Raw genomic sequence first — 377 nt, 5'->3', positions numbered from 1 at the left:
GCCATGTGACCAAGGAAGGCGCACTGGCCGGGCCGCGCGTGCTCGAGCACATGGTCGACACGGTGCTGTATTTCGAGGGCGAGACGCACAGCAGCTTTCGCCTGGTGCGCGCCATCAAGAACCGGTTCGGCGCGGTCAACGAGATCGGCGTCTTCGCCATGACCGAGAAAGGCCTCAAGGGCGTGACCAACCCCAGCGCCATCTTTCTGAGCCAGCACAGCGAGCCCGTGCCCGGCAGTTGCGTGCTGGTGACCCTGGAGGGCACGCGCCCGATGCTGGTGGAGATCCAGGCGCTGGTCGATGGCGGTGGGCCCAACCCGCGCCGCCTGTCGGTGGGGCTGGAGCGCGACCGTCTGGCCATGCTGCTGGCGGTGTTG

The 377-nt window shown here is 67.9% G+C and carries 1 pseudogene; it reads left to right on the top strand.

Annotated features, from left to right (window positions below):
- Positions 1-377 (top strand): annotated as a pseudogene (locus QZH66_RS18775) (DNA repair protein RadA); the annotation flags it as partial.

Origin of the sequence: Stenotrophomonas sp. YIM B06876 (assembly GCF_030711595.1) — a bacterium.
In the GTDB taxonomy this organism is placed as follows: Bacteria; Pseudomonadota; Gammaproteobacteria; order Xanthomonadales; family Xanthomonadaceae; genus Stenotrophomonas.
Note: the sequence above shows the minus strand (reverse complement) of the source record. Positions and strands in the feature narration are given on the sequence as shown.